At 29.6% G+C, this 23621-nt stretch carries 22 protein-coding genes; 19 read left to right on the top strand and 3 right to left on the bottom strand.

Annotated elements, in window-relative coordinates; translation table 11 throughout:
- Positions 1–6: 6 nt before the first annotated feature.
- The 5 genes from EII29_RS07390 (at position 7) to EII29_RS07370 (ending at position 5868) form a co-directional block, all read left to right on the top strand.
- Positions 7–1167: an MFS transporter gene (locus tag EII29_RS07390; RefSeq protein WP_233573283.1), complete on the top strand. Its 1161-nt coding sequence runs from the start codon at positions 7–9 to the stop codon at positions 1165–1167.
- A 603-nt stretch (positions 1168–1770) separates the two neighbouring features.
- On the top strand, positions 1771–3489 hold the full coding sequence (locus EII29_RS07385) for a phospho-sugar mutase (RefSeq protein WP_125236893.1): 1719 nt from the start codon (positions 1771–1773) through the stop codon (positions 3487–3489).
- Positions 3490–3522: 33 nt separating this feature from the next.
- Positions 3523–4641, top strand: coding sequence for a radical SAM family heme chaperone HemW (gene hemW / locus EII29_RS07380; protein WP_125236892.1), 1119 nt, complete (start codon positions 3523–3525; stop codon positions 4639–4641).
- Between the two features lie 38 nt (positions 4642–4679).
- On the top strand, positions 4680–5363 hold the full coding sequence (locus EII29_RS07375) for a YggS family pyridoxal phosphate-dependent enzyme (RefSeq protein ID WP_125236891.1): 684 nt from the start codon (positions 4680–4682) through the stop codon (positions 5361–5363).
- Entirely contained in the window at positions 5356–5868 is a 513-nt protein-coding gene (locus EII29_RS07370; protein ID WP_368665480.1) for a cell division protein SepF, read from the top strand. The genes EII29_RS07375 and EII29_RS07370 overlap by 8 nt, the downstream gene beginning before the upstream one ends.
- Positions 5869–6158: 290 nt before the next feature.
- On the opposite strand, the gene EII29_RS07365 is transcribed toward EII29_RS07370, so the two are convergent.
- On the bottom strand, positions 6159–7124 hold the full coding sequence (locus EII29_RS07365; protein WP_125236890.1) for a DMT family transporter: 966 nt from the start codon (positions 7122–7124) through the stop codon (positions 6159–6161).
- A gap of 125 nt (positions 7125–7249) precedes the next feature.
- On the opposite strand from EII29_RS07365, the gene EII29_RS07360 reads away from it, so the two are divergent.
- Positions 7250–8293 (top strand): RIP metalloprotease, encoded by a 1044-nt coding sequence (locus tag EII29_RS07360; RefSeq protein ID WP_125236889.1) that lies wholly within the window; start codon positions 7250–7252, stop codon positions 8291–8293.
- Between the two features lie 441 nt (positions 8294–8734).
- On the opposite strand, the gene EII29_RS07355 is transcribed toward EII29_RS07360, so the two are convergent.
- Both EII29_RS07355 and EII29_RS07350 read right to left on the bottom strand, forming a co-directional pair.
- A complete protein-coding gene (locus EII29_RS07355; RefSeq protein WP_125236888.1) occupies positions 8735–9190 on the bottom strand; it encodes an META domain-containing protein in 456 nt (151 codons plus the stop codon).
- Positions 9191–9227: 37 nt separating this feature from the next.
- A complete protein-coding gene (locus EII29_RS07350; RefSeq protein WP_125236887.1) occupies positions 9228–9776 on the bottom strand; it encodes an META domain-containing protein in 549 nt (182 codons plus the stop codon).
- A gap of 308 nt (positions 9777–10084) precedes the next feature.
- On the opposite strand from EII29_RS07350, the gene EII29_RS07345 reads away from it, so the two are divergent.
- The 13 genes from EII29_RS07345 (at position 10085) to EII29_RS07285 (ending at position 23483) form a co-directional block, all read left to right on the top strand.
- The gene (locus tag EII29_RS07345; RefSeq protein ID WP_125236886.1) at positions 10085–10678 is read left to right on the top strand and encodes a TetR/AcrR family transcriptional regulator; all 594 of its coding nucleotides are present in this window, start codon (positions 10085–10087) and stop codon (positions 10676–10678) included.
- A gap of 14 nt (positions 10679–10692) precedes the next feature.
- Positions 10693–11967 carry a TolC family protein gene (locus EII29_RS07340; RefSeq protein ID WP_125236885.1) on the top strand — a complete coding sequence of 425 codons (1275 nt, stop codon included), beginning with the start codon at positions 10693–10695 and terminating at the stop codon, positions 11965–11967.
- 41 nt (positions 11968–12008) lie between these two features.
- Positions 12009–13055, top strand: coding sequence for an efflux RND transporter periplasmic adaptor subunit (locus EII29_RS07335; protein ID WP_125236884.1), 1047 nt, complete (start codon positions 12009–12011; stop codon positions 13053–13055).
- Between the two features lie 33 nt (positions 13056–13088).
- Positions 13089–16136 (top strand): efflux RND transporter permease subunit, encoded by a 3048-nt coding sequence (locus tag EII29_RS07330; protein ID WP_125236883.1) that lies wholly within the window; start codon positions 13089–13091, stop codon positions 16134–16136.
- Positions 16137–16282: 146 nt separating this feature from the next.
- Positions 16283–16864: a hypothetical protein gene (locus tag EII29_RS07325; RefSeq protein ID WP_125236882.1), complete on the top strand. Its 582-nt coding sequence runs from the start codon at positions 16283–16285 to the stop codon at positions 16862–16864.
- A 379-nt stretch (positions 16865–17243) separates the two neighbouring features.
- Positions 17244–17540: a PG0541 family transporter-associated protein gene (locus tag EII29_RS07320; protein WP_125236881.1), complete on the top strand. Its 297-nt coding sequence runs from the start codon at positions 17244–17246 to the stop codon at positions 17538–17540.
- A gap of 346 nt (positions 17541–17886) precedes the next feature.
- Positions 17887–18219 (top strand): hypothetical protein, encoded by a 333-nt coding sequence (locus EII29_RS07315; protein WP_125236880.1) that lies wholly within the window; start codon positions 17887–17889, stop codon positions 18217–18219.
- A 411-nt stretch (positions 18220–18630) separates the two neighbouring features.
- Positions 18631–19314, top strand: coding sequence for a response regulator transcription factor (locus EII29_RS07310; protein WP_125236879.1), 684 nt, complete (start codon positions 18631–18633; stop codon positions 19312–19314).
- Positions 19307–20704, top strand: a complete 1398-nt coding sequence (locus EII29_RS07305) for a cell wall metabolism sensor histidine kinase WalK (protein WP_199726053.1) — start codon at positions 19307–19309, stop codon at positions 20702–20704. The genes EII29_RS07310 and EII29_RS07305 overlap by 8 nt, the downstream gene beginning before the upstream one ends.
- A 31-nt stretch (positions 20705–20735) precedes the next feature.
- Complete coding sequence (locus tag EII29_RS07300) at positions 20736–21107, top strand: PepSY domain-containing protein (protein WP_158612482.1); 372 nt, start codon at positions 20736–20738, stop codon at positions 21105–21107.
- 29 nt (positions 21108–21136) lie between these two features.
- Positions 21137–22204, top strand: a complete 1068-nt coding sequence (locus tag EII29_RS07295; RefSeq protein WP_125236877.1) for a tetratricopeptide repeat protein — start codon at positions 21137–21139, stop codon at positions 22202–22204.
- 121 nt (positions 22205–22325) lie between these two features.
- The gene (locus EII29_RS07290) at positions 22326–22940 is read left to right on the top strand and encodes a hypothetical protein (RefSeq protein WP_125236876.1); all 615 of its coding nucleotides are present in this window, start codon (positions 22326–22328) and stop codon (positions 22938–22940) included.
- A 33-nt stretch (positions 22941–22973) separates the two neighbouring features.
- A complete protein-coding gene (locus tag EII29_RS07285; RefSeq protein ID WP_125236875.1) occupies positions 22974–23483 on the top strand; it encodes a hypothetical protein in 510 nt (169 codons plus the stop codon).
- Positions 23484–23621: the final 138 nt, after the last annotated feature.

Raw genomic sequence — 23621 nt, 5'->3', positions numbered from 1 at the left:
AATCGAATGATAATACTAATGTTTTTTTGTATTATCGTTTATAATCTGGCACATCCGGCAACACCGGGATTAATAGAATTGAGAAATTGGAAAAAGAGTATATCCGGAGAATTTCTAGCTGTAATGAGTACGGCAATGTTTATGTCTTCTCCTTATTTAGGAGCTCTTGCAGATAAAGTGGGAATGAAAAAAATATTTATATTTATGCCTTTTATGTACGGAACTTCCCAAATATTTTTTGGATTTGTAAATTTTTTACCTATAGTTTTTATAGCGAGAGTCATCGCAGGCTTTGCTTCAGGAGGGACATATGCTGTAGCTTTCGGATATGTGAGTCAGCTCTCATCAAAAGAAGAAAAAAGTAAAAATATAGCAAAAATAAGCTCAGCTGCCGTAATAGGAGGAGCAATAGGCCAAAAAACAGGAGGAATTGTTGCAAGGTATGATACGAGGTATCCTTTTGGACTTCAGTTTATATGCGGTTGTATAGTGTCTCTTCTTATTTTTTTCATATTAAAGGAAATTGTAAAAACCGAACGGGGAAATCGAAAAGAGGGAATAAGAGAAAAGAAAAATTTGAATCCATTTGCTACATTTAAATACATAAATGAACTGGACAGTTATTCAAAATTTTTCTGTTTTATAATATTTTTATCAAATGTAGGTATATTTGCTTATGCCAGTGCATTAAATTATTTCCTGAAATTTCACATTAAAGTAAATTCTGATACTATAGGAACATTTGTAATGTGTTCCTCATTATTGGCATTTTTTGGGACAAGCGTACTTTTAGTGAAATTTATAGCCAAATATAAGGAAAAAGTAATACATAAAATAATGATACTTATAGGAATTATACTGATGTCCGTTATACTATACAGGTTAAACGGCGGAACAGTTTCATATGTATTTATGGCAATATATACAATGACATATGAAATAGCAAGATCTTTAGGAAACAGCATAGTAGCTCAGAGATACAAAGAAGAGCAGGGGAAAATACTTGGAGTGACTTCGGCAGTCGGGTTTTTAGGGAGTGCAGCAGGTTCATTAATGTCGGGGTATCTGCTTTCGGCAAATTATTATTTTCCTTTTATTGTAAATCTTTCAGTGATGACTATGGTATTGTTACTTTTGACGGTTAGCAGAAGCTTTTTTAAAAAATAAAAAATTACTATTTTGCCGGACTTTATAAAAGCAAAATATATACAAAATCCATGGAATAACATATTTAATGTCTTATGAGATAACTCAAGAAAAAGAGTTTTTGAATTTTATTCATGAAAATTTATTGTTGCTCTTATACACTATTTACCTACTACAATTTTTGATTCTTAAAAATATTCATTATACTTAAAAAATTGATAATTCGCTTCACTCAAAATATTCATTTTTCTGAACAATATAATTTTATATTTTCCCAGAAAAATTTTGAATGTTGGAGAAAATTAAAATGACAGAAAACAGTTTTAAGTGAGAGTACAATAAAATTGTAGCTATAAAAAATTGAAAATATATAGGAAATATTTTAAAATAAAATAAAAATTTTTAATGATATTATAAAGATAGTTTTTGAATTCACCTTTTTGCTGAGAGTTTTTCCCAAGAAAAATCATATATTAAAATTTACATTATAAAAATATAATAAATAAATATTAATTATATGAAACTACAGACAAAAAATTCACGAAAATAATAAAAAATAGTTGTATAATCTTATAAATATGGTAAAATTAAAATAAATAATATTTATTACAGGAGGCTATCGCTATGGAATTCATGAAAAAGTATGAATACTGGTTAAATTCAGATTCTATTAATGAAAAAGACAAGGAAGAACTCAAAAGTTTAGAGGATAATCCGAAAGAAATAGAAGACAGATTTTTTAAGGATTTAAGTTTCGGCACAGGAGGAATAAGAGGAATAAGGGGAATAGGTACAAACAGAATTAATAAATACGTAATTAGAAAAGCTACTCAGGGTCTTGCTAATTACATGTTAAAATATAATGAGAAAGATGCAAAGGAAAAAGGTATAATAATAGCCCATGACTGTAGAATAGGCTCAAGAGAATATGCTTTGAATACGGCAAGAGTAATGGCCGCCAATGGAATAAAAGCTTACATTTATCCTGATTTGAGATCTACACCTGAATTGTCTTTCGGTGTAAGGTATAAAGGTTGTCTTGCAGGAATAGTAGTAACTGCGAGTCATAATCCGGTAGAATATAACGGATATAAAGTATATTGGGAAGACGGTGCTCAAGTAGTTGATCCTCATGCAACAGGAATAGTAAGTGAAGTAAATAAAATTCAAACTCTTGAAGAAATAAAAGTTGTTTCCGAAGAAGAGGGAAGAAAACAGAATCTTATAATTGAACTTGATGAAAAAATAGATAATGATTATATTGATGAAATAAAAAAACAAACATTGAAAAAAGATATTTCAGGAAAAGAAAATTTTAAAATAGTTTATACTCCTTTACATGGTACAGGAGGAAGACCTATGAAAAGAATTCTGTCAGACTTCGGATATAATTTTGAAGTTGTAAAAGAGCAGATAGAACCTGACGGGAATTTTCCTACTGTAGTTTATGCAAATCCTGAAGAAGTTGCAGCATTTAAACTTGGTGTGAAACTGGCAGATGAAATAGAGGCAAAACTTGTAATGGCAAATGATCCTGATGCCGACAGAATAGGAATAGCTGTAAAGGACGACAGGAATAACTGGTATTATCCTAATGGAAATCAGATGGGATTACTTTTACTCCAGTATTTACTGAATAATAAAAAAAATATACCTGTAAATGCAAAAGTAATAACAACAATAGTGTCAACTCCTATGATAGATGTAATGGCACCTTCAAGTAATGTAGGAGTAATAAAGACATTGACAGGGTTTAAATATATAGGAGAAAAAATAAGGGAATTTGAAACAGGGACACTTGACGGAAGCTATCTGTTCGGATTTGAAGAAAGTTATGGATACCTTATAGGAACTCATGCAAGAGATAAGGATGCTCTTGTGACATCAATGATAATAGCTGAAATGGCAGCATATTATAATTCGGTAGGAAGCTCTATTTATAAAGAATTACAGAAATTATATAAAAAATTTGGATATTACCTCGAAGGAATAAAGTCGGTTACATTAAAAGGAAAAGATGGAATAGAAAAAATGGCTGTACTGATGAGTGATTTGAGAGAAAATGTAAAAGATATGTTAATTGGAAAGAAAATAAAAATAAAAAAGGACTTTGATTCTCACAAAGAATATAATCTTGAAACAGGAGAAGTAAAAGAAATAAATTTACCTAAAGAAAATGTGTTACAGTTTATTTTGGAGGATAATACATATATTACTGCAAGACCTTCAGGGACAGAACCTAAAATTAAATTTTACTTTAGTGTAAATGCAGATACTGATGAAAATGTAAAGCAGAAGCTCGATAAGTCAATGAGTGAGTTTGAAAAAATTCTGAAATTATAAATAAAATATGTAAAGAGGTCAGAAATAAGGGAGATGAGTAAAACAGAGAATAAACAGAAAACAGGAGAAAATATAGATGCACTTTATCTACACATACCTTTTTGTGAAAAGAAATGTGAATATTGTGATTTCTGTACATTTATAAATATGGAGCATGAATATGGTAAATATACGGAAGCACTAATAAAAGAACTGAAGATGTATCCTGAATACGAATATGATACGGTATATTTTGGAGGAGGGACACCTTCGCTCCTGTCTATAAAAATGCTTTCCTGTATAATGGAAACTATAAAATATACTAGAAATGCCGAAATAACATTGGAACTCAATCCTAATGATATGACCGAGGAAAAACTTCAAGAATTGAGAAAAATAAAAATAAACAGACTTAGTATAGGGATACAGAGTTTTCAAAATCACATTCTAAAATTTATCGGTAGACTACATAACGGAGAAGATGCTGTAAAAGTTTTTGAAAATGCAAGAAAAGCGGGTTTTGATAATATTTCTATTGATCTTATGTTCGGAATTCCGAATCAGAATATGAAAGATTTGAAAAAAGACTTAGAAATGATATTACAGCTGTCCCCTGATAATGTATCAATATATTCTCTCATATGGGAAGAGGGGACAGTGTTTTGGAGTAAGATGCAGAAAGGACTGCTTTACCAAATGGAACAGGATCTTGAAGCCGAGATGTACGAACTGATTATTGATTTTTTAAAAGCAAACGGATACGAGCATTATGAGATCTCAAATTTTTCAAAAAAAGGTCTGGCAGGAAGGCATAATCTTAAATATTGGAAAAATAAACAATTTTTAGGTGTAGGAATGAGTGCTGCAAGTTACTACAAAGAGAAAAGATACAGTAATGTAAGAAATTTTTATAAATATTATAAATTTATTGATGAAAATATATTTCCTATAGATGAAAAAAGTGTTGAAACTGTAGATGAAACAGAATATTATAAATTAAAAAATATGCTTGGACTACGCCTTATAAACGAGGGAATAGAATATTTCGATGATGAAAAATCGGAAAGTCTTTTAAAGAGAGGATTACTTGAAAAATTTAACAAAGGGACAAGATTACGTCTTACAAGACAGGGAATTTTACTTGCTAATGATGTATTTATGGAATTTATATAAAGAAATGAGTACGATTTATTATATACAAAGGAGAAAAAATGGAATTAAATAAAGAAAAAATATATAAAAATTACGAAAAAATAAAAAAAGACATACGGAAGTATTCTCCTTATCCTAAAAAAGTGAAAATATTATTTGTAAGTAAATATTTCAATATTGAAGAACAGAGAAAAATAATGGATATGGGATATTCCTACTTTGGAGAAAATAGGGCACAGACTTATAGAGATAAAATGGAAGCTTTTTCCAACGGAAAATATGAAAATATAAAATGGGATTTTATCGGAAGGTTGCAAAAAAATAAAATAAAGTATATAATAAACAGTGTAAATTTAATACATTCAATAGACTCTTATGAACTTTTGAAAGAAATTAATGAAAAAGCTGTCCGGAGTAACAGGATTGTAAATGGCTTAGTCCAAATTAATATTTCAAAAGAAGAGTCAAAAACGGGAATTTATGTGGAAGATTTTAAGAAGGAATACAAAAAATACTTTTCTATGGATAATGTCAAAATAAAGGGGTTTATGACGATGGCTCCATTGGAAGCCGGAACTCATAAAATAAACACATATTTTTCAAGTATGTTTAAATTAAAAGAAGAATATGAAAAAAAATATGATTATTTGAATGAGCTTTCTATGGGAATGTCCGGCGACTATATTGAAGCTCTTGAAAACGGAGCTACTATAATCAGAATAGGAAGCAGATTATTTGAATAAACAGGAGGTTGCTAATTTGAAGCTTGGAAAAAAATTTTTAGAATTTTTCGGAGATGTAGATGAAGATGAAATTGTAGAAGAAGAGGAAAGAGAAGTTGTTGTTAAGCCTAAAACTCAAGTGAAAACCCACAGTTATACTGAACCTGAACATACTGAAGAAAAAGAGAAAAAGGTTATGAGTATATTTGGAGGAGGAAAGAAGGAGGAAAGCGGAAAAATGAAAGTGAGTTATGTTTCAATAATAAGACCGAAAACATTTGAGGATTCAAGGCTAATAGCTGATTCGATCAAAGAAAAGAAAGTGGTTACGTTCAGTCTGGAATTTCTGGAATTTGAAGTAGGGCAGAGGGTTATAGATTTTGTAAGTGGAGCAGCTTATGCAATGGATGCACATTTATCAAAAGTCACTGATAAAGTTCTTACATCTATTCCGAACGGAGTGGGATATGAAGATATAGACACTTCATTAGAAGAAGAAAAAAACAGAAATGGAAATTTATTATAAATTTTTTCCGTGTTTTTTTGAAAAACTGAGTAAAAATAAGATTTCCGAAGCTATCTCATAAGCCAAAAATATTTTTTAAATTGTAAGTTATTATTTTTAGTGATTTTATGAAAAACAAAATATATAAAATTTATATTTTGATATATTTTTTACTTTATGAGACAGCTCCGGATCGGAAAAAAGTTTGTTTCAGTATTTTTTGTATTATAAAATTTGAATGTGCAGAAACGGACTAAAAATGGGAAGCAGTTTTAAATATAAAAGCCAATAAAAAAGGAGCGTAAGCTCCTTTAAATTTCAGCATTTTCTATTTTATCAATTTCTTTTATTTCAGAATTTACATTTGACAAATTTAAGTACAATATCGATCCTATTAATATTCCTGCCGATACAAATTGTATCGGGGATAAAAACCTTTTCAATACGACTGCTTCTACAATTACTGATGTAAGAGGGAATGCCAGTTCACAAACTGTAGAAACGGAAGCGGTCACATGTTTCAGTCCATTATAGTAAATAAGTATTGCAGATAGTCCAAAGATAGCTATGAATAAGGAAAGAGCCATTAAACTAGGATTTCCTGAAAACATGAGCAAACTTTTTTCGGTATTTCCAGAAAAAAGTAGAAAAAACATAGTTATAATTGTAGTAAAGAAAAATCTGAAAAATGTACTTGTCAAAAATGAAAACTTACTTACAATTTTTTTTCCGAAAACTGTAGAACTTCCGAATGAAAAAGCAGCAAGCAGGGAGTACATTGCAGCCAAAATATTATTTTTTGGAAGGAGTATAGGACTTTTAAATTCAAAAGTCAGTAAATAAACTGAAATAAGTGAAATCAAAGCAATTAGATAAAATCTTCTTGAAGGTCTTTCCTTTAATATCAAAAAAGCAAGAAAAACTGCAAAAACAGGTTGAGTTTTCTGAATTAATATGACAATACTGAATTTGTTGAATTCACTTAGTTGAAGAGCTTTTACAATGGAAAGAGTTCCGATACTTCCACCAAATAAAGCAATAAGAGAAAAAAATATAAAATCATTTTTAGTAAATTTTTTTAACATTTTATATTGTTTCGTAAAAAGTATGGATAAAATAAATGAAGGTATTGCATGAGCAATAAATACGATAAAATTAACATCATAGAAATGAAATTTTGAAAAATAGGAAGGAGTCAATAGAACTCCATCAATTCCCCACATAACTGCAGCAATAATAATTAAAAAGCCTCCTAAAATAAAACTATTTTTTTTCATATTTATCCTTTCTTGTCAGTTTTAAACTTAATACAATGTCGACTAAATTTTTTATGTATGGTATAATAAAAAGATAAAATATTATATCATAAAACAAAAGATTTTAAAATAATGAGAGGAATAAAATGAGTATACTTTTTACAATACTGATACTGGGACTTATTATATTTTTACATGAACTGGGACATTTTCTGACAGCAAAATATTATAAAATGCCGGTTATCGAATTTGCCATAGGAATGGGACCGAAACTTTTTTCAAAAAAAATAAATGAAACAACTTATTCTATAAGAATATTGCCTTTAGGAGGGTTTGTTAATATAGGTGGAATGCAGCCTGAAGAAGGTGGAGAACAGAAATTTGAAAATGGATTTTATACAAAACCTCCATTTAGCAGGTTTGTAGTCCTGATAGCAGGAATAGTAATGAATTTTGTTTCCGCAATAATAGTAATATTTATATTGTTTTCAATTACAGGAGTCATTCCTCCGAAATTCATCGAACCTGTAATAGGTAGTGTCAATCAAGAAACGGCTGTTAAATCGGCATTTAAGCCTAATGACAGAATTATAGAAATTAACGGGGAGAAAATAAATAATTGGAGAGATATAGCCCTTCAGATAGGAGAAATCAATCAAAAAGGGTATAACGGAGAAGATGTGGCTGTAAAAATAATCAGAGAGAATAAAGAAATCAATCAAAAAGTCAAATTAACTTATTATGAAAAAGAAAAAGTGAATTTACTCGGTATACAGGCCGTAAAAACTAATGTTTCGGTTTTTAGAAAAATACATGCTTCTTTTTCTACATTCGGAGATTATTTCATATTAATGATAAACGGATTGAAAATGCTCCTTACAGGTAAAGTATCAATGCAGGAAGTGACAGGTCCAATAGGACTCCCTAAATTTGTGGGAGAAGCATATAAAGCAGGAGGAGGCTTCGGACTTATAAACATATTTATTCTACTTTCGATTAATATAGGTCTGATGAATCTGCTTCCCATACCGGCTCTTGACGGAGGAAGAATTTTATTTGTAATTCCTGAATTTTTTGGAATAAAAGTAAATAAAAAAATAGAAGAAAGAATACATGCAGCGGGAATGCTTCTTTTATTCGGACTGATGATATTTATGCTGTTTAATGATGCGTTTAAATATTTCAAATAAAAATTTTTTTATGTTTTTTTGAAAAAATGAATCCCGAATTGTCTTATAAGATATTAAAATATGTCAGAGCATAAATTTTGGATATGTTTGATATCTGTAAAATGCAATAAAAATAATGATTTTGATTTTTTAAAATATATTATCTGGAGTTATAAGATAATTTTTAACTTTTGAAGCAGCTTTTATCAAAGTTTAAAAAATATTTTCCGTAATTCAAAAGATGTTTTTCTTATACTTTCTGACTGTATTTTTAATAATATAAAATTTTAATTTTGAAAGAGATTAAAAATAATAAAAATATTTTTTAAATTAAAGTTAAATTCAGTAATAATAAAGTATAAAACTAAAATGTAAATAAAAGTACCGCATTCAGATTTCACAAAAAATTTATAGCCGGTAAGAAGGAATGTGAGGGCGATTATGAGCCCTCACAAAGAAACATTATATTTTTTTAAATTTCAGAAATTCATTTCCTGACTTTAATATTAATGTATTGTCATCAGGCATTTCAAATTTTTCGGATTTTTCCAAAATACCGAAATATTTAATCTCTAAATCCATCATTTCAGGTGAACCGGCCATCTTTGTAGAAGCTATAACCCCGAAAGAAATAATATTCTCTTTTACTGTATATGATGAAAAATAGTTATTAACAGCTGAAATTCCATGTATTCCTTCCGCTGTAAAATTAATGGTAATGAAAGCTTTTCCTGAATCTGTATTGGGAATATTTACTTTCTCTCCCGATATTTCTGTCAGTTTCCATGAAGTATCCGACAGCTTAGAGGAAATATCCTCTTCTTTTCTCAAGTTTTCACTTTTAGTATCCAATGAAGCTGTAGTACAGCCAAATAAAAGAAAAATTGAAATTAAACTTAAAAATATTCTCATTTTCATATCACATTTCCTCTCAATAATCTGCTTTTATAATGATTTATTTGACTTTTTCAAATGTTAAAGTGTCTTTATCGGATCTTAAAATCAATATGTTACCGTTAAGTTCCACTGTTGAAGATCTTTCTAAAATGTTTAGATACTCTGTTTCCATTTCCGAAACTTCATCGGAAAAAGAACTTCCTATAAGATTTAAAGAAATTCTGTTTCCGTTTAACCGATAATTTCCGAAGTATCCGTTTTCACCTGCAACTCCGTTTATACTTCCATTTGAAGACAGATAAAGAGTAATAATCATTTTTTTACTATCTGTATCTTCTGAAGTTGAAAGTTTTTTCTCTCCAAGTTCGGTTAATTTCCACATGGTATTACTGATATCCTTTTTTTTGAAGGTTGACGGAGTTTTGCTTTTCTTTATTGAAGAACTTTCCGTTTTAGCTTTTACAGAAGTTTGATTTTCAGAACTTTTAGGTTGTGCGGTGTCTCCGGTTTCAAGCGTATTTTCTAAAGCTTGATTATCGGAAAATGAATATGTGGAAACCGCAAAAAATAACACAAAGATAAAAAGAGTACTTAATTTTATTTTCATAGTTTTTTCCTTTCAATATATTTTAAGTATAATACCATAAAAAGTTTTGAAAAACCTTTATTTTGGAAAAAAGTTATACATATTTCAACTATTAATATTTATTAAAGCATTGAAAAAAATTAAATGTATTATACTGTAACCCTTATTTTATAATAAAGTGAATTTCCATTCGATAAAAAATAAAAATAAAATTTTATAAAATTATAGAAGAAATATTTTTATAAAAAGTTGTTGACAAAATGTAAAAAAAGTAATATTATACATAAAGTGACTCGTGAGTCATTTATGAGAAGGAGAGAGAAGATAGAATGATAAGAAAAGAAAATAAAAGACAGATGATAATAGACAAATCAATGGAACTGTTTTGCGAAAAAGGATATTTTCAGACAAAAGTAGATGACATTACAAAAGCATTGGAAATATCCAAGGGAAATTTTTATACTTACTTTAAGACAAAAGAAGAAGTTCTATATGAAATTCTGGAAATACTGAAAGAAGAAAAAATCAGAGTAATGAAAGAAATTAATGTAGAAAAAAAACCTAAAGAAATTTTAAAAGATTTTATAAACAAAAGAAGTGAAATATTTTTTAAATATATGAAAAACATAAATTTACAAAATATAGACAGTTTTCTGAAAGATAAGAAATTTGTGGAATATATGGAAGAGATACATGATATATCCATAAATTTTCTTCGAAAAAATGTTGTAAACAGAAGCGGAGATATTAAAAATAAAAGTTATAATGATACTTTTATAACTGAATTTATACTTATATCAATGGAAGGTTTTTTTCTGGATGAAAGCCTGACGGAAAATGTAAATTTAAGAAAAGGGGAGAATATGACAAGAGAAGAAAAAATAGAACAGATAGTAGAATTTATATATAATGCGTTAAAATAACTCAGGAGGAAAAAATGAAAAGAAAAGCCTTAAAAAAAATAATATTGGCAATATTGTTTTCAATACCTGTGTTCGGACAGCGGATAACCGTACAGGAAGCTGCGGAAATGGCAGTAAAAAATAATAAAGATATTAAAATAGGAATGCTTGAAGTGGATAAAAGTAAGCTTGATGTGAATAAAGCATGGAAAAATGCCTATTTTAAAATAAGTTATAATGCAACTGCAAATAAATATTTTAAAGAAGTAAAAGGTCCTTTTTCAGGCAGATATGACCAGTCATATGGACATAATGTCACATTGACACAGCCTATTTATACAGGAGGGGCAATAAAATCGGGGATAGAGATAGGCAAAAACTATCTGTCGTTAATGGAGTTATCTTTGGATAAAGTAAGAAAAGATACTATATTAAATACGATTCAGGCATATATAGATGTATATGAAGCTGAAAATACACTGGAAGTACTTAAAAAATCCAAAGAAGCACTGAACAGAAATTATGAAGAGCAGAAGGAAAAATATAGACTGAGACTTGTTACAAAACCTGAATTTATAGAAGCTGAAAGAAGTCTGAAAGCAATAGAAGCGGATATAGTACAGCAAACAGCCAATATAGAAATAGCAAAAGAAGCATTGGGAAATATAATAGGGATAAAAGACAGTGAAAAAATACAAATTGTACCTTTTACTGTAGAAGAAAAATTCAGTAAGACAGTTAATCTGAAAAACGATCTTGAAAAACTTACGGCACGGAATACCGAATATCAGATGGCACTTAAACAGAAAGAAATAAGTAAGCAGAATATAGAACTTAAAAAATCGGATACGAAACCGAAAGTTACAGGAGTAATAACATATGGAACTTCAAATCAGACAAAAATTTCCGAAACTGTAAAAACAAAAAATTATAACGGAACAGTGGGAGTGAATTTTTCATGGCAGATTTTCGACTGGGGAGAAAATAAAATTGATGTAGATAAGGCTAAAAGAAATTATGAAATAAAGCAAATAGAAGCTGAAAAAGTAATGGATGAATTGAAAGTAGGAATGAAGAAAGTGTATTATCAGCTGCAATCCCTTGAAAAAAGTCTGGAAGCAAAGAAAATCGCTTTGGAAAAGGCAGAGGAAGTCTATGAACTGGAACAGGAAAGATATTCGTACAGATTGGTAACGATGAGAGATTTGCTTACAGCAGAATCAAATTTGAGACAAAGCAGAACTGACTACATAAGTTCAAAATTAAGATATTATTATTTAGTTTCAAGATACGGGGCATTTTTAGATTGATACTTAAAGTAATATATTTAAAGTGGGAGGAAAAATAAAATATGAAAATAGTAAAATCACTATATACAAAGAAAAAATATATTGCAGGTTTGTTGCTTATACTTGCAATAACAGTTTCCTGCAGGAAAAAGAAGGAGCAGGAAGCAGAGGAAGTACTGCGTCCTGTAAAAGTTCAGGTTCTCAGCCGGAGCGATATGTCGTTGGGATATACCGCAGGAGCTGAGATAAAAGGAAAAGAGGAAATACCTTATGTAGCGGTAGTAAACGGAGAATTAACAGTATTAAACGCAAAAAATGGAGACGAAGTAAATGCAGGGCAGGTAATACTGGGAATAGACAATCAATCAGCAAGGTCAAATCTACAGTCTGCCGCTGCAAGTTACAATACGGCACGTATACAATATGAAAAATACAGTCAACTTTATCAGAAAAGACTGATTACCGAGACCGAGTATCTGAATGCCAAGACAAATTATCAATCAGCAAGTGCGAACCTGGCATTGGCAAATGATAGTAACAATAAATCGGTAATAAAAGCGGATATAAACGGTGTAATATCAGGCCTTGATCTTGAAAGACATCAGCAGATAAGTGCAGGACAGCTTCTGTTTAAAATTGTAAATGAGTCCGAAATGGAAATAAAAGTAGGAGTTTCTCCCAATATAGTAAATAAAATAAAAGTAGGAACAGCAGCAAAAATAAAAATAGATGAACTGGATAGAGAAGTCTCAGGAGAAGTACACGAAATATCAGGAACAGCAGATACTAAAACAAGACAGTTTATTGTGAAAATACGTATTCCCAATCCTGAAAGGAAAATAAAAAGCGGTATGTATGGAACTGCAAGTATAGATACGGGAGTTGAAAAAGGTATTGTAATACCTAAAGAATCTATTGTTGTAAGAGGAGTAGAGCAGATAGTATATGTAATTCAGAGCGGTGTTGCAAAAGCCGTTCCTGTAAAAATACTGAATCAGAATGAAAAATTTGCTGCAGTTGAAGGGGAAGGACTGATAATAGGTTCAGAAATTATTACTGACGGACAAAATGTAGTTCAGGATGGAGAAAAAATAAAGAAAATCAACTAACATGTCGGAAGAAGTAAGAGAAAGGAGAGGAAAATGACAGTAGCAGAATTTGCAACAAAGAGAATAGTTGCTACTACGATGATAATTGCATTTATGATATTTTCAGGTTATAGTGCATTAAAAAATATGAAACAGGAATTATTACCTGATTTTAATTTCCCTTTTGTAGTAATCCAGACTAAATGGACAGGGGCAACTTCCGAAGATGTGGATACACAGATAACTAAAAAAATAGAAGAAGCATCATTGAATGTTGACGGAATAAAAAATATAACTACTACTTCGGCATTCGGTACTTCAGTAGTAGTAGTTCAGTTTAATTTCGGTACGGATACTGACACGAAAAAGGTTCAGATACAATCTGAAATAGATAAAATAAAAAATGATCTTCCAAATGATGCTGACAGCCCTGTATTGTCAGGAGCAGGAAATTCAGCAGGTGTGAGTTCTGCAATGGCTTTGTTTATAGTGTTGAAAGGTGCAGATGAAGCAACTTTGACTTCATTCGTAGATGAAACGATGAAACCCGCATTACAGAGAAATAAAGGAATAGGGAATATTTTTGTATTAGGAGGAACAAAGCGGGAAATAAAAGTTGAACTAGATCCGTATAAACTGAAAGCTTTTAATTTTTCGCCATCAGAAATTTATTCTAAAATAAAAGCTGCGAATACTATAACTCCTGCAGGAACAGTAACCGACGGAGGAAAGGAATTTATCCTGAGAGTGTCAGGAGAAATAAAAACTCTGGAACAAGTTGAAAATATAATTTTATCCAATGATAACGGACAGACATTGAAGTTAAGAGATTTAGCCGGCATAAGTTACGGTACAAAGGAAAAGGACACTTATACAAGAGTAAACGGAAAGGATTCCATAGCTGTAGTAATAGAAAAGTCAAAGGACGGGAATATAGTAGAAATAGCAAATACAGCAAAAAAACAGCTGGAGGAAATGAAGCCGTTGTTTCCTAAAGGAGCGAGTTATGATCTTATAAAAGATAACAGTATAGACGTAAAAGATGCCATAGCAAATGTTACAAGCTCCGGATTACAGGCATTAGTTATTGCAGCGATAGTTCTTCTTGTATTTTTGAAAGATATAAGGGCATCCATATTTATATCATTGTCAATTCCTATATCGGCAATGTTTACATTTTTTCTGTTAAGCACACAGGGGATTTCTCTGAATTTAGTATCTTTAATGGGACTTGCTCTTGCTGTGGGTTCCCTTGTGGATAACTCTGTTGTCACCCTTGATAATATATTTGATCATATGCAGGAATACAGGGAACCTTCTTTAATAGCAGCTGTAAGGGGAACAAATGAAGTAATAATGCCTATGATAGCTTCTACAATGACTTCAGTATGTGTATTTTTACCAATAGTAATATTTAATGGATTTATAAAAGAAGTATTTTCCGGAATAGCATTTTCTATAATGTTTGCCTTAGGAGCTTCAATAATAGTTGCAATGCTCTTTATTCCTATGGTATCAAGCAGATTTTTAAATCTTGAAAAAATATTGCTAAATAAAGAAAAAGCTAAATATTTTAACATTTTTAGGGAAAAATATGAAAAAGTGATAGCTGTTTCTTTGGAAAATAAGTGGAAAGTAGTAACCGGGACTATCGGATTATTTATATTTACAATGGTAATATTAGGACCGAGAGTAAAGACATCCTTTTTCCCGACGATAGATAATAAAGAGTATTCGGTAGTAGCTTCTCTTGCTACAGGACTTGATTTGGAAAAATCTTATGAAATAACGAAGAAAATAGAAGAAATTGTTAAAAATGATAAAATGACGGAAAGTTTCTATTCAATATCAAGAAAAGATGCCGCAATAGTCAATGTAAGAATAAAAAAAGACACATTTAAAACTATGGACAGAATAAGACAAAACCTAAAAGACTTGCCTGATGTGAATTTGACTTTATCTTCTGAAGAAACTACCAATGCCAATGCCAATAAAGACTATTCATTTCAGATAGAAGGAAATAATGCCGATGAACTCAACAGAATTGCAAACTTCATAGTTGGGGAAATAAAAAAGGAAAAATGGATGAAAGACGTAAAATCTTCCACAGAAGGAGGGAATCCTCAGGCAAGGCTGGAAATAAATAGGGAAAAAGCAGAAAGTTACGGTATAAACGTTACTAATTTGACAACAATGTTGAATATGTCCGTACTTGGAGTAGCTCCTATTGAAATTACAGAAGGAACTGAAAGCCTTGATGTGACGCTACAACTGGAAGAAAAATACAGAAATTCTCTTGAAAAAATTCTTGATTTGGAAATTAAAGCAAAAGACGGGATTTTTGTACGAATAGGAGACATTGCAAAACTTATTCAAGTGGAAGGGGCTTCGGCAATAAGTAAGTATAACGGTGCAAAAACCGTAACCGTAGGACTGAATCTTGACAGCTCCAAAGGGTTTAACGATGCTGCGAAATTTATAGATAAAGCATTTAAAAAATCCAATCCTGCTACGGGATATAAACTTGCTACAGCCGGAAATGCAAGAAACCAGCAGGATATGGGTAGCGAGATGGCTAATGCCCTTGGACTTTCAGTAGTACTTATATACATAGTTCTGGCAATACAGCTCGAATCTTTCATACTTCCGCTTCTTATAATGAGTTCGTTACCTTTATCCATAATAGGAGTAATAGTAGGAATGATTTTAACAGGAGTACAGCTGAGTATGTTTGTCATGATAGGTATAATAATGCTTATGGGTATGGTTGTAAACAATGCTATAGTACTTCTTGATTTTGTTGCAAGTATGAGGCAGAAAGGAATAAGCATAAGGGAAGCTCTTATAAAATCAGGAGGATCAAGACTCAGACCTATACTTATGACAACATTGACAACAGTGCTTGGATGGATACCGATGGCTCTAGCATTGGGAGGAGGAAGTGCAGGATACTATCAGGGAATGGCCATAGCCGTAATGTTCGGATTGTCCTTTTCAACGTTATTGACGTTAATATTTATTCCTGTAGTGTATTTAATAGTTGAAGAAAATAAAGAAAAAAGAATTGAAAAAAGAAAACTCAAACAGAAACATAAGTTATAATTTAATGACAGTCCTGTATTTTTTTATCTTTAAAACTATTAGATAAAGTGAAAAAGTTTTGTATATCATAAAAAATTAAAAGTTTTCAGTTTATTTTAATGTTAAAATGGTAAAATGAATGTAAATAATAAATACAGGAGGAAAAAATGAAAAAAATAAAAATAGGAAAAATTATATGCTTGATATTCGGATTAATGCTGGTAGTAAATCCGGGAATTTCAGCAAAAAGTTCAATGGAGAAAAAAATAGCGAAAAAAACATCTATATCAGAGAAAAAAAGTGAAGCTGAGAGAATAGCTGAAAAATTTATGAATGATTATATAAAAGAAAATATTAGTTTAGAAGATTGGCTAGCAGCTTCCCCCGTTACAGAAAATTTTCGTAAAATGTATAAAGAAAGAAGTAGAGCATTGGAATTAGCAGAAAAACAGCTCGAAAACAAAAAACTTTCCGAATCCGAAAGAAAACTTTTGAATAAATATAAAGGTATCGAATATAATACTTTATTAGGGAGTGAAATATTTGCGACATCTTCTGAACATAGTAACTTCAAGGTGAAAAGTTGGAATGAAAAAACCGGGACAATGATTTTAAAAGATAATATAAAACCTGAGTTTGCAGTTCATTCAGAAGGTAAACCGATTAATGTTGAAGTTAAATTGAAACTAGTAAAATCAAATGGAAAATGGCTTATAGATGGAGCAGGGGCAGTAAATATTAAAAAATAATTTTACAATAATACTCATTTTTGTGAATATGGATCGATTATCAAAAAATAATGAATTTAAAAAAAGACATTGAGTTTATCAGTGTTCTTTTTATTTGCAATAGTTATGAATAAAATATAAGATTACTGAAAATATAAAAATTTTAATTGTAATTAAAAATACAAATATTCTTTTATTGATTTAAAAAATATTTTGATTTTTAGAACAGCAATTTAATATAATAAAATAGAAATGCATATAAAATATAGATTGGATGAAAAAACACAAAAAGCATAAAATGGGGTATAATATAGTGATAAATGTATTTTATTTCAAAGTTAAGCTACCTACGGTTGCATTTTTAACTTAAAAATTATTAAGATAAGGAGTGGTAGAAGTTATGAAAAGACTGGAAGTATATTTTGATTCTTTTTTTCTTGAAAAAATAAAAGAAGAGCTTACAGAATATGGATTGGAAAAGTATATACTTATTCCTGAAGTTTTCAGTGACTGGGGAAAACATCTCAAACATTTTAACAGTCATTTATGGCCGGGAACTGACAGTATAATGATAGCCTATGTGGAAGATGAGCAGGGAGAAGAAATTATGAGAATTATAAAAAAGATGAAAATAGATGTAGGACATATGATTTCTATGGGTGCTGTTCTTATTCCGATAGATGATATGGTATTGTAAAATTACTAAAAAACGGTTACATTTATATTCCTTTATTGTTAATTTTTGTTTTTGTATGTTAATAATGGAAGAGCAATGTAAAAACTTCAAGAGAAAAACGATTGCATAATATATGTATTATAAAAATCAAATGACGGTAACGAATGAGAAAAAATAATGTGAAAAGTAAAAATAGTCTTAAAAAGTTACAAAGTAACAGCAGAAGTCATGATAATAGGCTTCTGCTCTTTTCATTTGAAAATACTTTATTGTAACACAGGAGGAAACAACTTTAAAATAAATTTATTCTAATACTGAGGTGCTAAAATCTTATTACAATGAAAATAAAAAATTAGGAGGGCAAATTATGAAAAAACTTGCAATTTTAATTTCAACAACAATTTCATTACAGGCTTTTACAGCAAACTATGAAACGGACAAAGAAAAAACTGTCAAACTTTCAAAACAGGAAATTAAGGAAAATAATGCTCAGATAGAAAATGAAATAAAAAAGAGAATAGAAGAGATAATTTACCCCATCTCAAGATATGAGCTTCAGAAAATTAATTATATGTCGGATACTGAAGCTGAGGTTATTATCGGGAAAAGAATTACGGAAGAGAAGTACGAAGGAAACGGAGTGATTCTAAAAGTCTTTAAGGAAAAAGGAAGTTGGGCTATAAACGAACAGGAAAGCTGAAAATACTGTAAATATAATTTAAAATAAATTGTAGGGAAATATTGTAATTGTATTTATATATGAAATTTTCCGAAAACACAACTTGAAATAAATTTATAAATTGCAGAAAACTCTTGTTTAATTTCTCATTCTTTAGATGTGAAATCAATTAATCATATTAAAGTTTGAATTTAAAACAGTAATGATTTATCAGTTAAATACCGGGATTAGAAAGAAAAAACATTAATTCTGATTGATTTTATGCAGACATTTTCAATTATTCAATATAATGAAAATGTCTTTTTTCTTAAAAAATTTTAAAAAGATAAAAAAATTCAGTTTATTTTAAGGTTTAAATGATAGAATATGCTATAATTAGAAAAAGTATTTTTATATTTGGATAGAAAAATTTAGTGAAAGGAGATATGAGTCTTGAGAATATTAGTAGTGGAAGATGAAAAAAAGATAAACAGCATTATAGTGAAAACGCTGAAACAGGAAAATTACGGTGTAGATAGCTGTTTTGACGGGGAAGAAGCGCTTGATTATATTTTTTCAGTTGATTATGATGCGGTTATTCTTGATGTAATGCTTCCGAAAATGAATGGTTTTGATGTGTTGAAAGAAATACGTAAAAAAGGTGTTAAAACTCCCGTACTTTTTTTGACAGCACGGGGAAATGTGGAAGACAGGGTAAAAGGACTTGATTTTGGAGCAGATGATTACTTAGTAAAACCTTTTGATTTTGAAGAACTCCTTGCACGTATACGAGCAATATTCAGAAAAAATTCTGATTTTAATGAAAAAGGAAATATATTTAAAGTTGCCAATCTTACTGTAGATTGTAAAAGTCATAATGTATTCCGTGGAGAAACGTCCATAAAACTTTCTGCAAAGGAATTTGCAATATTGGAATATCTTATCAGAAATAAAGGAAAAGTAGTGTCAAAGGAAAAAATAGAAGAGCATGTATGGGATTTTGACTATGAAGGAGGAAGTAACATAGTCGAAGTATACATTAAATTTTTAAGGAAAAAAATAGATGAAGAATTTTCTCCGAAATTAATTCATACTATTAGAAGAGTCGGATATATATTAAAGGTAGAAAATGAATAAGTTAAGAAAATTGTTTACAGAAAAATTGTCAATAAAAATGAGAATAACTTTCTGGTATACAAGTTTGATAATAGGGATTACCGCATTATTTTTAGGAACGATGGTCTATATCGGAGGTTTTGTAATTCGTAATTCAGTTTATAGAAGATTGAAAAATACAGTGGAAAATACATTTAAAAGGATTGAATTTCATAACAACGAGCTCATTCTTGATAATAATTTGGACACTTCAGTTACTGATATTTTTGTTTCAATATATGATAAAAATAAAGAATTTATTTATGGAGATTCTCATCTGGATTTTGAATTTTCCGATTCATTTTCAGAAAATAATAAAATAAAGACTGTAACACAGGGTTATTCCAGATGGTATGTATATGAAATTCAGAAAAAACTGGGAAATTATGGAAATATATGGATTAGGGGAATTACCCCCGCATCGGTAGCTGAAAGGAATATGGAAGTTATTATCCTTATTTTTCTTGTGATATTTCCGTTTTTAGTTTTAATTTCAGCTATTGGAGGATATTTTATAACCGAAAAGGCTTTCAGACCTATAGAAAATATTACAAAGACCGCAGAAAAAATAAGTGAAGGAAATGATTTATCCCGAAGAATAGATATAGGAGACAGAAAAGATGAAATTTCAATATTGGCAAATACTTTTGATAAAATGTTTGACAGACTTCAAAATTCTTTTGACAGAGAAGTACAGTTTACATCGGATGTTTCCCATGAGTTACGTACTCCTATATCTATTATAAGCTCTCAAAGTGAGTATGGAATAAAATATTTGAAAATTAATAAGGAAACGGAAGAAATTTTTGAAAGTATACTGGACGAGTCTAAAAAAATGTCGAATCTTATCTCAAAGTTGTTAATGTTGGCAAGAATGGAAAAAGGAAATAGGAAGCTTAATATTGAAAATACGAATTTGAGCGAAATGGCTGAAATTGCCATTGAAACGCAACGGACAAATGCCGAAAAGAAAAATATATCTTTGAATAGGGTCATTAATGAGGAAATTTATGTAGATATAGATGAGTCAATGATTATGAGAGTTCTCATAAATTTAATATCCAATGCAATTTTTTATGGAAAGAAAAATGGAAATGTTTTGATTGAGATTTTTACAAATAATGGTAAAGTCATTTGTAAAGTTAGTGATGATGGAATAGGAATATCTGAAGAGCATATAGATAAAATATGGGACAGGTTTTATCAAGTTGATCCGTCCAGAGCCGGAGATAATTCAGGGTTGGGACTTTCTATGGTAAAATGGATTGTCGAAGCCCATAACGGTAAAATCGATGTGGAAAGTGAAATAAACAAAGGAAGTATATTCAGCTTTGAACTTCCATTAAATAAAAAAATAGAAGATTCCGTCTGATTGGATGAAGAGGAAATGGAGGAAAATAAAAATGAAAATCGGTTTTCTAAAAATTATATTGGCAGGGATAATATTTTTTTCAGGAACAGTTTTTTCAGATAATAAAGGAGCAGGAGTAAAAATTTCAAATACAAATGTAAAAATAACAACTGAAAAAGCAAAGCAGATTATATTTTCTCATTCGGGAGTTTTACGTAAGGAAGCAAAAATTACAAAAATTATGCTTAACAGAGAAAATAGAAAATATTTTTATATAATAGAATTTTTTACAAAAAATAAAAAATACAGTTATGAAATTGATGCTGATACCGGATATATTCTTAAATATGCGAATAAAAACAGGAAATCAGCGGAGAATAGAAGAGTATTTAAAGGATTGTTCAAGGAAATTTTAGGATTATAAAATATTTTGAAACAGTATAGGAGTATAAAATGAAAAAAAAATTATTTAAAAATATATTATTATGTTTTTTTCTTACATTAAATTCAGTTGTATTATCGGCAAGCTCTTTTATTACGGATAAAGATATAAAAGAAGTCAAGTTAAAACTGAAAAAGTTCGGAATAAATGAAGCTTCGTCAAAAGCACTTTTAATAGGAATACAGGAGAATAGAGCTTCTGAAATAGAAAGGCAGCTTATGAAATCCATTAAACTGGATGGGAGAAATTATCTTGCCTATTATGCACTTGGAGCTTATTATGAAGATGAAAAATACGGAAAGGATAAAAAGAAAGCTGTAAAATACTATGAAAAAGCTTTAAACATAAATCCTGATGTTCCTTTTATTTATGAAAAACTTGGAAATAATTATAAGGAGATGGGCAATTATGTAAAGGCGCTGGAAGTTTACGAAAAAATGATAAAAAAATTTCCCGAACTTTCGGGAGGATATTTAGGAGCAGGAACTATAAATATTTACAGGGGAGATGAAAAAAAAGGAACTGACTATCTAAATAAATCTGTGGAACTATATAATAAAGAAAGAAAATTAGAATTAATGTCGAATATTTCCAAAGCTCGAACTGTAGTTTCTCCTGAGGAAACTGAAAAAAGTATTAAAAAACAGGAAGAAAGAGAAATTTCAGTACAAAATCTTTCCAAAGATAAAAACTATTCGATGCCGTTATCACCTGAATATACAAGAATAGAAGAAATGCCCCCTTTACCTGCCGCTCCGAGTATATCGCTAGAAAACTTTGGAAGTAATAAAAAGGATAAAATGGATCATTCAGGAAATTCAAGAGATAAAAGAAAAATAGAAAAGGAGAAAATAAAGGCGGAAGTAGCTTCGATTTTTCTTCATTTTGAAAAAAAAGATTATAATAAAGGTTTTTCAATGTTTTTTGAAAAGTATTCAGATATAGTTGATATACTTGATGATAAAAGTGTAGAAGAAACAGTTGAAATTATAAAAAAATATAATGAGAAAATAAAAAATACAGACAGTAATTTGTATGAAAAAAATATCAAAAAATTTAAAGAACTGGATATTCTATAGTGATTTTATATAAAACCGTGAAACTGATATAAAAGAACAAGAAAGTTACAATTTATCATTTTATTTTTAAGGTTAAAATGATATAATGATTGGAAATTTGGAAAAAGGGGGGTGATTTTAAATGAGAAAAATAACTATAATATTATTTTTAATGATATCAATAATCGGAATTTCGGAACCATATAAAGTGACAGTAGAAACAGGAGTAAAGATTTCAGAAAAAACTTTGCGAAATAATAATATAAAAATTGAAAAAGAATTGAAAAAAATTATAAGAGAAAACTCAAAAAAAGAAGTTTTAGATGAAATATTGAATATGAAATCGGAAAACTACTCAACTGATAGCTTATTTCCTATGTTTTTTGTCGGACTTACGAATATAGTTCTGAGAAATACCGAAATTGAAATAAAGGAAATAGAATATATTTCTGAAACAGAAGCGGATATAAAGTTAAAAATCAGGTCAATGAAAGAACCTGATATTGCTAAAATATATGAAAAAGTAGAAAGAAATTTCAAAAAGAAAACAGGACTTTCACTGGAATCAATTGAAACCGATGAAGATAAAAAACGGTATTTACCTATGGTATTAAAAGATTTTTTAATAATTTCTGAAGAATATATATCAAAAATGCCTAAAACTTTAGAAACAGTTATAGAAATTAATTCGGAAAAAGAAGGAGGAGAATGGCTTATAGATACAGAGGAATTTTTGAGTGAAATTATTGATAAATAATTAAAAATATTAATAAAATTAAAGGAGAAAAATATGAAAAAAATAAAAACGGGAAAAATTTTATATCTGATATTTGGATTAATAATGGTATTAAGTCTGGGAATTACAGCGGAAAGTACAGTTAAGAAAAAAACTGAAGCTGAAAAAATAGCTGAAAATTTTGTGAATGATTATATAAATGTAAATATTGAAAATCATGACAAATGGATGAGTACTCAACCTATTACGGAAAAATTTAAAATAATACATACAAATCAGAAACATGCAGGAGAAATTTCAGAGAGAATTCTTTCAGGAGAAAAAGTAAGTGAAAAAGACAGAAAATTTTCTAACGAGTATGCGGTAGACTACGGTCCTATATTTGGAGCTGTATGGTTGGATTTAGAGGAAGACAGTATTTTCAAAGTGAAATCTTACAATAAAAAAACAGGAAGAATTATCTTGAAAGATGAAAAAACGGGAATAGAGTTACCTGTAAATGTTATTAATAAAAATGGAAAATGGTTTATAGACGGAGCAGGAACGGTAAATATTAAGGAGTAGGTTTTCTGTTTTTTATGCTTTTGGAAAAAAGTTTTGTAAAAGATGTTTTTTCTATCCGGATTTATTACCGTCTTTGTATTCCTACTACGGACTGAAAAAATTTATTTGCTCAAAACATCTATTATTCTTGGAAAACAG

Source organism: Leptotrichia sp. OH3620_COT-345 (assembly GCF_003932895.1).
Taxonomy (GTDB): Bacteria; Fusobacteriota; Fusobacteriia; order Fusobacteriales; family Leptotrichiaceae; genus Pseudoleptotrichia.
Note: the sequence above shows the minus strand (reverse complement) of the source record. Positions and strands in the feature narration are given on the sequence as shown.

Coding starts and splice junctions, on each gene's coding strand:
- EII29_RS07390 (WP_233573283.1), top strand. CDS start 7: ATGATAATACTAATGTTTTTTTGTATTATCGTTTATAATCTGGCACAT.
- EII29_RS07385 (WP_125236893.1), top strand. CDS start 1,771: ATGGAATTCATGAAAAAGTATGAATACTGGTTAAATTCAGATTCTATT.
- hemW (WP_125236892.1), top strand. CDS start 3,523: ATGAGTAAAACAGAGAATAAACAGAAAACAGGAGAAAATATAGATGCA.
- EII29_RS07375 (WP_125236891.1), top strand. CDS start 4,680: ATGGAATTAAATAAAGAAAAAATATATAAAAATTACGAAAAAATAAAA.
- EII29_RS07365 (WP_125236890.1), bottom strand. CDS start 7,124: ATGAAAAAAAATAGTTTTATTTTAGGAGGCTTTTTAATTATTATTGCT.
- EII29_RS07360 (WP_125236889.1), top strand. CDS start 7,250: ATGAGTATACTTTTTACAATACTGATACTGGGACTTATTATATTTTTA.
- EII29_RS07355 (WP_125236888.1), bottom strand. CDS start 9,190: ATGAAAATGAGAATATTTTTAAGTTTAATTTCAATTTTTCTTTTATTT.
- EII29_RS07350 (WP_125236887.1), bottom strand. CDS start 9,776: ATGAAAATAAAATTAAGTACTCTTTTTATCTTTGTGTTATTTTTTGCG.
- EII29_RS07345 (WP_125236886.1), top strand. CDS start 10,085: ATGATAAGAAAAGAAAATAAAAGACAGATGATAATAGACAAATCAATG.
- EII29_RS07340 (WP_125236885.1), top strand. CDS start 10,693: ATGAAAAGAAAAGCCTTAAAAAAAATAATATTGGCAATATTGTTTTCA.
- EII29_RS07335 (WP_125236884.1), top strand. CDS start 12,009: ATGAAAATAGTAAAATCACTATATACAAAGAAAAAATATATTGCAGGT.
- EII29_RS07330 (WP_125236883.1), top strand. CDS start 13,089: ATGACAGTAGCAGAATTTGCAACAAAGAGAATAGTTGCTACTACGATG.
- EII29_RS07325 (WP_125236882.1), top strand. CDS start 16,283: ATGAAAAAAATAAAAATAGGAAAAATTATATGCTTGATATTCGGATTA.
- EII29_RS07320 (WP_125236881.1), top strand. CDS start 17,244: ATGAAAAGACTGGAAGTATATTTTGATTCTTTTTTTCTTGAAAAAATA.
- EII29_RS07315 (WP_125236880.1), top strand. CDS start 17,887: ATGAAAAAACTTGCAATTTTAATTTCAACAACAATTTCATTACAGGCT.
- EII29_RS07305 (WP_199726053.1), top strand. CDS start 19,307: ATGAATAAGTTAAGAAAATTGTTTACAGAAAAATTGTCAATAAAAATG.
- EII29_RS07300 (WP_158612482.1), top strand. CDS start 20,736: ATGAAAATCGGTTTTCTAAAAATTATATTGGCAGGGATAATATTTTTT.
- EII29_RS07295 (WP_125236877.1), top strand. CDS start 21,137: ATGAAAAAAAAATTATTTAAAAATATATTATTATGTTTTTTTCTTACA.
- EII29_RS07290 (WP_125236876.1), top strand. CDS start 22,326: ATGAGAAAAATAACTATAATATTATTTTTAATGATATCAATAATCGGA.
- EII29_RS07285 (WP_125236875.1), top strand. CDS start 22,974: ATGAAAAAAATAAAAACGGGAAAAATTTTATATCTGATATTTGGATTA.